The organism is Moorena sp. (assembly GCF_982860115.1).
Window position 1 is genome coordinate 1 of record NZ_CEYLVT010000054.1, and the last position, 10,982, is coordinate 10,982.

Annotated in this window: 7 protein-coding genes; 3 read left to right on the forward strand and 4 right to left on the reverse strand. The window is 43.1% G+C overall.

Annotated features, from left to right (window positions below; translation table 11 throughout):
• Positions 1-241: 241 nt before the first annotated feature.
• A complete protein-coding gene (locus tag AC4II3_RS11800; protein WP_488013817.1) occupies positions 242-403 on the reverse strand; it encodes a hypothetical protein in 162 nt (53 codons plus the stop codon).
• A 144-nt stretch (positions 404-547) separates the two neighbouring features.
• Between AC4II3_RS11800 and AC4II3_RS11805 the strand changes: the two genes are divergently transcribed.
• Positions 548-1,945, forward strand: coding sequence for an RNA-guided endonuclease InsQ/TnpB family protein (locus AC4II3_RS11805; protein WP_488013815.1), 1,398 nt, complete (start codon positions 548-550; stop codon positions 1,943-1,945).
• 62 nt (positions 1,946-2,007) lie between these two features.
• Here AC4II3_RS11805 and bcsA read toward each other — a convergent pair whose 3' ends face one another.
• The gene (gene bcsA / locus AC4II3_RS11810) at positions 2,008-4,599 is read right to left on the reverse strand and encodes a UDP-forming cellulose synthase catalytic subunit (protein ID WP_488013813.1); all 2,592 of its coding nucleotides are present in this window, start codon (positions 4,597-4,599) and stop codon (positions 2,008-2,010) included.
• Positions 4,599-7,094 (reverse strand): cellulose biosynthesis cyclic di-GMP-binding regulatory protein BcsB, encoded by a 2,496-nt coding sequence (locus AC4II3_RS11815; protein WP_488013811.1) that lies wholly within the window; start codon positions 7,092-7,094, stop codon positions 4,599-4,601. The genes bcsA and AC4II3_RS11815 overlap by 1 nt, the downstream gene beginning before the upstream one ends.
• Before the next feature lie 414 nt (positions 7,095-7,508).
• Here AC4II3_RS11815 and AC4II3_RS11820 point away from each other — a divergent pair, with 414 nt between their 5' ends.
• Positions 7,509-7,655 carry a hypothetical protein gene (locus AC4II3_RS11820; protein ID WP_488029272.1) on the forward strand — a complete coding sequence of 49 codons (147 nt, stop codon included), beginning with the start codon at positions 7,509-7,511 and terminating at the stop codon, positions 7,653-7,655.
• A 630-nt stretch (positions 7,656-8,285) separates the two neighbouring features.
• A complete protein-coding gene (locus AC4II3_RS11825) occupies positions 8,286-8,690 on the forward strand; it encodes a hypothetical protein (protein WP_488016564.1) in 405 nt (134 codons plus the stop codon).
• Here AC4II3_RS11825 and AC4II3_RS11830 read toward each other — a convergent pair.
• The coding region (locus AC4II3_RS11830) for a CHAT domain-containing protein (RefSeq protein WP_488016565.1) at positions 8,687-10,982 on the reverse strand (2,296 nt) is incomplete at its 5' end. The genes AC4II3_RS11825 and AC4II3_RS11830 overlap by 4 nt on opposite strands.

A 10,982-nucleotide genomic window follows, 5' to 3' on the forward strand; every position in this document is an offset into this window, starting at 1 on the left:
AACAACACGAGTCGCGCTCATTTTCCCCAATACCTAAAACCTAATACCTAATACCCAACACCTATCTAGGTTTGAGCTTTGTTGTTACCCCGTGAGCTATAAAGGCGACCCTATCAAAGCTTCCTGAAATTTGAGAACCCCCGTGCTTTAGCCGGGGTCAGAAGTTACCGTAAGAATAAGGCAGCCTTAATCATAAAGTTTTAACCCTTTTGTTCATAGCCGACCAACCATAAAGGCTGCCTTATTCTAAGGTTTCGTCTCCGGGATGAAAAAGAGAGACTGGAAATATCGGCGTCGTGTCCTCAATCTGATTTCTAGCCCAACGCTCTATAAACTCTCCGACACTAGTCCCAGATTCTTTAGCTGATAACTGCAACCACTTCCATACACTGTCTGTGAACATGATAGTGTGTGGTTTTTTTAGTTCATCGTAAAGGACGGGAACTCCTCTCATCTTTTTCTTTGATTTTTTCTGGTTTTGGCTTGACATTTTTAGACCATACGTATAGACTATATGCATGGTAACAAATAAGGTCGAGGTTATCAAGTGTACAAGACGATACCCATAAAAGCTGTATTCTCAGGAGAGGAAAAGGCTTTCTGGCAATTTCAGTGTCAACAATCTAATAGTCTGTTTAATTGCGCTGTTTATTACGTAAAACAGAAACACTATAAATGGTTAGAGGAACAAGAAGCTTTTACCACCTACTGGCGAGGGGATGAACTGAGAACAGGGTGGAAGACCTACAAGTGTGGAATAAAATATCCCGAAATAGATAAAGCTTTAAAAATGTCTCCTCATTACAAGGCGATGGCAGCTCAGTCTGCTCAACAAACCCTTAGGACTGTAGGAGAGGCGATCAAAAGTTACAACCAGTTAGTAGGACTGTATTACAAAGGAGAGGTAGATAAGCCAAGGTTTCCTCGTTACCGCAAGTCAGGAGGTTTTGCTTCTGTTACTTTTCCAAGGCAAGCACTCACTTACAAGGAAGGAGTATTTTACCCTTCTGTTAGCAAGGAAAGCAAGCCAGAACTCCTAACTCAGGTAACCTTAACCCCTCCGGAATTCGTGGATCCAGATTGGGTAAAAGAGGTAACTGTTCGCCCATGTTACGGTCAGCTATGGATTGATTGGGTTATTGATGATGGTAAGCAGCCAGTGACTGCCAATCCCCAGCTAAATTATTCCCACGCTCTGGGTATAGATCATGGAGGCGATAACTGGCTAACCTGCGTTTCGACTTTAGGGAAAAGCTTTATCATCGATGGTAAAAAACTCAAGGCTATGAATCAAGGGTATTCTCGGTTAGTTGCCAAACATAAAGCCGGGAAGCCAGAAAGATACTGGGATTCAACCTTGGATAGAATTCAATTAAAGCGGAACAATCAGATGCGAGATGCCGTGAACAAAGCTGCTAGATTCATTATTAACCGCTGCCTAAATGATGGAATAGGCAACATTGTAATAGGTTGGAACGAAGGTCAAAAGAATCGTTCCAATATAGGGAGGAAAGGTAATCAAAAATTTGTAGTTATTCCCACTAAGCGACTCATTGACAGGCTGAAACAGCTTTGTCCGGAGTACGGAATAAAATTAATAATTACAGAAGAATCTTATACCAGCAAAGCGTCTTTCTTGGATGGTGACTCTTTACCGACATTAGGTGCAAAACCCGTTCGCGTAGCGTCGGCTTTGCCGAAAGGATGGAGACCCTCTGGAAAAAGAGTTAGACGTGGCTTGTACAGGACTGCTTCAGGAAAGTTGATCAACGCCGATTCCAACGGCGCTGCCAACATCCTAAGAAAAGTATCCACACAGTCATTCGACCTGACTAAGGTGGTTAGGGAATCTTTGACAGTTCCACACCGGTACGATTTATTCAGTCACTTGTCTAAATCATATCGATATAAAGGTGGAGCGGGACGGGTTCACCCTCCCGCGTAACATCCTTTGAGAATCCCCCGTGCTTTAGCTGGGGGAGATGTCAATCCTTGTTCTGTTTACTATCAATCCAAGCGATTGAGAAGCTGTGGAATTTTGAGCCGTTGCTGTTGTTTCATTGATTCTGGGAAAGTTAACTCGATCGCAATCGAATCAATAGATCCGGTATCAACTAACTGCTCTATAGTTTCCACCTGAGCCACAAAACTCAGATCGTTTACGTGATTAGATTCCTGAGTTACCAGTAAACTGACCATGGGTTTAGTTTGCTTCATGATATCGAGATTGCTAATCTGCTTACCATCTAATTCCAACCGTAAATCATGAGTCCCAATTTCGGTTATTGTCGCGCTAACGGAATCGTTTTTCCAGTAATCCCAATATAATTGCACTGCTGTTTGAACTTGTTGACGTACCTTGGTCTCTTTAGCTGGTCGGAATTCACGGAAGACTCGTCTGATACTCGTAGCAATAAACTTAAGGGATTCCAGAGGATGGTCTGTCTCAGATCGTCTCTGGGAATACCACTCATTGACATCAGAATAAATAACTAACACCAGATCATCTTGCTGAGTACGGGTGACCTCAATAAAATCAACAAATAGCCTCACCTGCTCCCCCATGGCAACTTCTCGTACCACCCGCCCTCGGAGCAAGCACTTGTGTCCATAGTCTCCTTCCAGTTCCACTCTGATTTGATCAGGGATGTTGGGTCGGGTATTCAGCAGAATTTGGACGCCACTTTCACTAATATTAACGGTTTCACCTCTCCAACTCTGGTGTGGAGTATGAATCACAGCTGTTAACTTCCTTGGCATCCGGTGGGCTCGACGGAGTTGGGGTTGCTCGAAAGCAACTAGACAAGCAGCCATCAGCAGGATTAGGTTAAAGATAGACCACAACACATTAACAATCACCGCTTGGCTATCTTCCGGTCTTAACCATAGCCACAGGGGTACAGTAAACAAGGCAGCAGTAGCCAAGGCACCGACTAACACCAAGTACCTGACTGAATCAAAATCAAAGCTGCGCTTGGTAACATTCATCCCTTTATCGGTAACATTGAAAGACCCTAATTTAGGATTAATCAGAGCTAAGATGGTAACGATTCCTGCCTGGAATGATAGGGCAAATTCAAAAATCTCGTTCCAGAAGGAAAAACGGACGTGCTTGTAGGGAATGTGGTTGGTCTGCATCGATAAGATAACGTGAGGCAGAGCATAGCACAAGGTTTCATAACCCAGACCTTTCACCGAATTGATGCCAAATAATAAGAATAGAGTGGGTGCGATCGCATACATCAATCGCGGGAAGCCGAAGAAAAAGTGGGATGTGGCACTCATGTAGCACAACCGTTGGGGCAGGCTCAAATTCACCTTCCGGTTGAACAAGGGATTTTCCAGGCGCAGAATCTGAGCCATTCCCCTAGCCCAACGTACCTGTTGACCGATATAGGCAGAAAATTTCTCTGGCGCTAAACCTGCCACCATAATCTTGTCGTAGTAGACCGACTCGTAACCCTTTGAGTGCAGACGGAAGGCGGTATGGCAGTCTTCGGTAACGGTTTCGGTGGCAATACCTCCGATTTCCATCACGTGGGTTTTCCGAATCACCGCCGCAGAACCACAAAAGAAAGCTGCATTCCAGAAATCATTGCCCTTTTGCAGCACCTTATAAAACAGTTCATTACCCACAGGTATTCTGCCTTCTGTGAGCAAATTACGCTCAAAGGGATCTGGGTTGTAGAACCAGTGGGGTGTCTGGACAAAGGAAACCTTAGGGTTAAAAAAGAAGCCAACAGTTTCTTTCAAAAAGTTTTTAGCGGGAATGTGGTCACAATCCAGAATAAGGACTAAATCCCCAGTGGTTTTGTGAAAAGCGGTGTTGATATTGCCAGCTTTAGCATGGTCATTGTTATCCCGAGTCAGCAGAGCGCAGCCTAAATCCTCACACATTTGGCGCAACTTTTCCCTACGCTCTGGATACTTTCTGCCATCGTCAAGGACATAAACCGATTTTTTATCAGGAGGATAGTCAACGGCTAAAGCCGCTAAGGTTGTTTTGCGGACAATTTCGATATCTTCGTTATAGGTAGGAATGTAAATATCAACGCTAAACCACTCCTTTTGGGGAATAGTTTCCAAACTAACCGCTTGACGTTGTTTGATTTTTAAGGTTTGAAAGTAAGCCAAGAATAAGGTAGCGATCGCATAAAATTCTGCTCCATACAACAGCAAGCAAAAAACGATATTCAGCCACCCTTCAAAATTCAGGGTATATCGAGTGCGGTAATAAAAATAGCGTAAGGTAGTGAAACCGCTAAGTAAAACCAACAATAAGTGGAGATATTCACTGGTTTTACGCTTAGGTTTATCTTCCTCCATCTGAATAATCACCCGTCCCACCAGGAACAAAATAAAACCAAGCAACCCTTGTTGCCAAATGGGTGGGCGAGCAGTAATTAGAGGAATGAATAGCAAGAGTAAGGATACAATCAGCAACAGCAATTGACGGCGACTTAGCCACTGTAAAATCTGGCCAAATATATAGGGTAAGTCTTCCACTACCCATACTGTTAGTTTCTCTCGCTGTTGGGGTGTGGTCACCAAGCCTCTTTGACCCGGTTTTGACCTAATCTTTAAAAATGGAATAGTCATTAATTTCTATCCCTAGCCATTTTTTGTAGATAAAACTGAATAACACCGTAACTAATCAGGGTAGCAGCTACAATAGCTGGAGCTAACATCAACCAACTTCTTATTATGAAGTTAAAAATTTGCTGAGTCAACTTAGGTTTTTCCAGTTGACGCTTGCGCTCTTGCTTGAAAAACTCCATATTATAAGAATTTTGGTCATAAATATCGGGATTTTCCGAGTTAGCACTAATCAGTACCGTGTCTCCCTTAATTTGAGAGAATAGTGGGTCTTGGTTTAATAAGTCTTGGACTTTCTCTAAGCCTTGGTTAGTTTGAGCAATTAGAGCAAGGAGCACCCGTTCTTTATTCCATGGCGAGATAATTTCTTTGATCACCCCATCATGATCAGACCAGGTTTGAATCTGACTATCACTGCGCTGCCTTGTCAAGACATTTTTTAATTTAAAGCCACCAGAGGAGAAAATTTCGGGAAAAGGAAATTTATTTTGAGTCCCAATTCCTACCAGATGATGGTCACTGCGTTCTTCAGTGGGTAAAGAATCTTTTGTGTAAACTGATAACTCGATTGATTCCGCTTGGCTTAACCGTCCCAGTCTGTTAGTGAACTGTAGTAATGTCATCAGTACACTGGTTGAGGGGTCTTTTGGTAGCACAATAACGGTATTGGATAAATCCTGAGGAGCAGCAAAGGGGAAACCTGTTTTCAGCAACCCCAAATCTGGAACTTTGGCAACAGTACTGCGCTGGAGTTCAAAATTTGTATCACTGTGCAACGTACCCCAAAGCTGTTGGTCAGTTACTTTGCTACAGGAGCGGCGTTCCCGAGCATCAAGACGAAAATCGACCTGGATTTTAGAATAGGGGTTAATTTTATCAGTAGGCAGGGGAACCCTCAGGGATTCTCTAGTTCCACCATCGATGGACTTTAGCTTTTTACCGATTAGAGCAATGCCATCTAGCTTGACTTCTACTACTGAGGTTTTGGGATTAATTTGGGGACTATAGCTATAAATTAGGTTCATATAGTTATCCCCCTCAAACTTATCATCCGGTAATGCCCGGAAGTCAATGGTAATGGGTGGAGAATCGGAACCCCTGACTGTGATATCCTCAATGGGCTGATTGTAGGGAGTTTTGAGGTCGCTGAGCTTGAATGTGGGTTCTAGAGGTAAATAGTCTGGCCAATCACGGGGTTCAGGGGTTGGCACTTCGTCGAGGTTTTCGACTAAGATCACTTGACTGGTAGCAATTTGACGGTCTTCCGATTGCACTAAAAACTGTACTGCTTTCGCCACTCCTTCTGGCCCATTACCCGTTGCTACCAATACTGCAGCTTCATTGCCAGGAGTGGTGGTTAACATTAAGACCCCGACATCCGGTGGTAAGGGTTTGTCCTTAGCATCGAGAATCTGATTTTTTCCGACCGGAAGGGGTAGTTTCAGGGATTTGAGTTCTGGCTGTTGTTCTGGTGTGCCGATGATCACCAACCGATTACCAGAAAAGCGATTAATCCCCGTTCCACTCGCCTCTTTAACAGATTTCACCAAGGACGTATTCAGGCGACGATAATCCGCTAGCCTACCTAAAGAAGCTTGGAAACGAGCAGTGCTAGTTAACCAATTATCATCAATCTTTTTAGGCAACAGATAAGTAATTTGATTTGGTTCTAGACTCAGGTCATCAAAAATCGGGTAAGGATAGCGATTAAAGTCTAGAGAAACCGGTTGGGGTTCAAAATCAAAGACTATTTTAGAATCCGGCAGAATTTCTGTCCATAGGGAAGGATCATAGGGGTCTTGAGTACAGGTAGGAGAGTTATTCTGTAGCGCCGCAATTGTGATTTGGTTGTAGTTACGGAGTTGGTCGATAGGAATATTAAAGAGCACATTCCCAATTTCCCCTTTCTGGCGGTTGAGAGGAATACTGCCAACGCTAACACCATTAATTAGAACGGTAAGATTAGAGCGAGTAGCATAGAGCGCTGGAGAATGGCGAAAGCGAATCAAGGCTTTGACAGATTTCAGTTGCCAATCTCGGGGACGGGTAAACCCTAGCCGTGCTTCGTCATAGATGCCTTTTAAACTAAGACGAGACCCTACTACTGGGCTACGATTGAATTCTAGGATGTACTGACCAGCAGCAGGAGCATCGATCTCAGGAGCTTTAGTTGGTGGGGAAGGTAGAGCAAAGGTCGGTTGAGATTTTTCCTTGAGCTCCTCGATGGTACTCTCCCGTAGGGTTTTGTTGGAATCGCTGTTACTGCCATCACTTTGGGCATACACTAACTTTGTAGTTAACCCAATGGAAATACTACAGCTGAGGAATAATAGCAGGACTAAAGAATATCTTTGGAACGAAGGCCGAGGATGATCTGCTTTAGTATCAGACCTCACAGAAGTAGAGGCTTGATTAGCGCTATAGTGACCATCTGATTGGTGTGACCTAGGAGTTTTTTTGGGTAGATGGGCAAAAGCCTTGCGAAAAAAGGGTGTCATCAGCAGAATGTTTAACTCTGATTACAAATTAATTTGCCGCTTTGGATGTTTACCTCTTGATACAGGGCTAGCGCTACCTAATCCGGAGCGAGCTAGTTGCATTAACAGCGGTTGAATAAAAATCAGATACACCCTCAGATACACCCTTGACTGATGAGAATCTAGGGAACGGAATCCTCCCTATACCAACCTTTTCGATTGGCAAGCTTCTCCAGTCTTTGAGTTAAATTTACCACAGCCTTCTAGGACATTTTGCCTAGACTAAAAGTTCAGTAAAGTGGCTTGACAAATTTAATTTTATATGCATCAAATAAAATTACTGGATTGGGATCCGGTTTCCAAATGAATTGTAAACAAAGATTATAGTTTTTTCCATTGCCGATAATCTCTATATAGTTGATTAGCTCTTGCCTATTGCCTCTTGCCTATTGCCTCTTGCCTCAGGGATTCTGTTTACAACTCAAATACAAATGCGAGCATTTCTACTCCCTACTCCCTGTTCCCTTTGCGATTGTGATCCAGATCACACCAATTAGTCTGGAAAATCACTATGGTGGGTGAGCTAAGTCCATGCAGTGAAATTACTGTGGACTGTAGTATATTCACATCAACTTTAAAGAAGTTTTAGATAACTGCTGGAGGAAATAAGTGATTATGACTACTCAACAGATTCGTTTCGCCACTATCACCGCTATTGATATCGCTCTGTTGTTTAGCGCCCCCCTGTTGGTACAATTCATTTCACGGATGCCCTGAGAGTGTTTGAATAAAGCAGGCAGTGTCGAGTAGGGTTAAAAAAATTTAAGCTACCTTGATAAATGAGGAAATAAGTAATTATGACTAATCAACAGATTCGCTTCGCAACTATCACCGCTATTGATATCGCTCTGTTGTTTAGCGCCCCCCTGTTGGTACAATTCATTTCACGGATGCCCTGAAGGTTTTTGAAGAAAGCAGGCAGTGTCGAGTAGGGTTAAGACAATTTTAAGCTACCTTATAGAGTAAAGGGAATAGGGAATAGGGAGTAGGCAAGAGGCAAGAGGCAAGAGGCAAGAGGCAAGAGGGAAAAACGAATGTGTACCTCATAGCTATGATAAACGCTGTAAATATCATAAAAAATGCTATTGTTGATAACAATTGTTGTAAACTGAAAAGTGTTGTCAAATTCAGCAAGTTTACTCTACTAACTTGATGACTACACTTACATCAGAACAGATTTCAAACTTACGTTCCGAACTGGCCAATAATCCACAAGCGCTAGAAGCTCTTAAGGTAATCGAACAGCGTAAGGGTATATTAGAGAATGCTGCTGAATCCCTAGCCACTCGGAATGGAATTGAAGGAGTACACGATAAGGCTGACTTGCGTTGGTTTACAGAGATACTTCGGAAATGTCATGGTTATATCTGTCAGCCGAAATATCAAAATTTGAGAGAAAAACACTTGCCTGCACTTATACCAGTAATAGCTGATTTCTTGGCTGGATTACTAGGATGTCCACCGGTAGTAGCCGGAATAGTTGCTACTCCATTTGCTATCTATATCCAGGAAGAAGGCATGGAAAAATTTTGCAATTCTTACGATCCTAACCCCTAAGTGCCTGTGGTTACGAAAGCGGCCCAATAATAGGGGTTAGCAAAAGGATAGGGTTTGCGGTTAATGGCAGCAGATAGTAAGTCATCGAATATCCAATAATAGTCGTCATTGTTTTCAAATATTTCAGCCATCAAACCTTGAAATTGTTGGCTTTCTTGGATTCTTAGCAAGGTTTTACTGTTCAGTGTTCGTAACCAGAATTGGGCGTTAACTAAGGCAGTTGAAACATCCCCATCTTCTAATGTTGGCAGTCGTTTCAGGTTTTTGTAGAATTTGATCACTAATAAAGCAGTGGCTAGAGGATCCACTGTCCAGAGGGTGCTGACAACGCTAGGGCTACCTGCATAGAGAAAACCGCTAGGCAAACCAATATATTCATCTAAACCACTAGGTAAGCTAAGATCTTCGTTTTTGTTACTTGATTCTTTGTTACTTGAAAGGGTCATCCCAGTTTCACAGGCAGAAAAGCCGACAATACGACATTGATTGAGATCAAGTTTAAAGATTTTATACAAGGTTAGGTCTGCATCTGCTAGAAGTAGGGCTGATTCTAGGGGAGATTTAGGCTCGAACTTGCCATGACAGGAAAAGTGGACACAGTGAGCAGAGCGGAGTTCCTTGATATTTTGATTTAGTTTGGCTTCTGTTGCGTCTGCTTCAGCAAGAATTATACTGTGGTTTGGGTCAAAGTATTGTCGGATTTTATCAACTTCTAGTTTCGAGCCAGGCAAGGGTTTTGCTTCAGGTCTAGTGGGGTTTTGGATGGCAAATAAGTTATTGAAGTCGGGGCGATCTTGTTGTTTCGTTAGTTTCAGTAACTGGCTACTAGGAGCATAACTTACGCCTCTTTTAAAGCGGTCTAGAAGTAAATTACCTTTTGATAACGGTAGAGCGTGGAGCGGAAACAGATGCAGGAAACGATGGGGCACTAGAATTAAGCGATCGCATTTACCACCTTCTGTCTCAAATACTCGATCAATCTCGGAAATAATGTTATCAATATCTAATATTGTAGCGAGTTCTGCGAGGCGAGTGGATAGATTGGTTATCCATTGATTTTTTTGGTTACGGTAGGCATTGGTATAGTCTTTATCCCACTTTTCCAACGTTTTCAGCTTTTCAGCAGAGGATGACACAACTATGGGCTGCTTGTGACTGGTGACAATAAAAGTAAGAATGTTATCCCTGGTAACATACCACTCAATCATAGCGGTGCCTTGATCAATCAGGCTCTGAATATCCTTAAACGGAATAGTTTCCACGGTTTGAGTTAGACTGAAATTGGGGTCATAGTTATCATTGATTTCTTTGAGCACCTGATCTAGCTGCTGTCGCGACTGCTGTAATTCTTGCTGTAGTCGTTTCCGTGACTCCTCTAAAGATTGTCGTTGCTGTTGTTGTTTTTCATCCCTATTTCCAAATAGTTTCTCAAAAACCACTTGTAACTGTTTTTCCAAGGATGGAATGTTTCGACGCAGTCGATCTAACTCGGTGATTATCTGTTGGGAAACATCACCTTTCGGATAAAGGTCGCGGTTGCTGAGCAGTTGCACTAGGTCCCGGGCTTTGCTGCGTTCGACTGTTTCGATGGCTTTATCGTTCTGTTCTATATTGATATAGGCTTGCACTAGTTTGTGATAAACTCGTATTGCCTCAGCCATAATCTCTTGGCGGCGTTGATCATTCATTGCCTCACTGCGACTGATTTCTACTGCTGTGATTGCTGTTTGGTAGACATCGATGGCGGGTTGCCAGTTACCTTGGTTAAAGTGAAGGTTGCCTAAGTTGCGGGAAGTTGTGAGACAGTTAATCGGATCGCCTTCTGGGGTGTAAACTTCTAATGCTAGTTGGTATGCTGCAATAGCATTTTTCAGATTCTCTTGCTTATCACCACGGATTCTTTCATAGTAGGCAGTGCCCAGGTTGTTTTGAGTTCCTGCCCACTGGATGGGTAAGTCTTCTTTGGTGCGAACTGACAAAGCTAGTTGGTATGCTTCAATGGCAAGTTCTAGATTCTCAGCCCTGTTGTTGCGGATTCTTTCCCAGTAGGCAATGCCCAGGTTGTTTTGAGTCATTGCCCAATCAATGGGGGAGTCTTCTTTGGTGTAAACGGACAAAGCTAGTTGGTATGCTTCAATGGCAAGTTCTTGATTCTCAGCCCTGTCGTGGTGCATTCTTTCCCAGTAGGCAATGCCCAGGTTGTTTTGAGTTAATGCCCACTGGATGGGGAAGTCTTCTTTGGTGCGAACGGACAAAGCTAGTTGGTATGCTTCAATGGCAAGTTCTAGATTC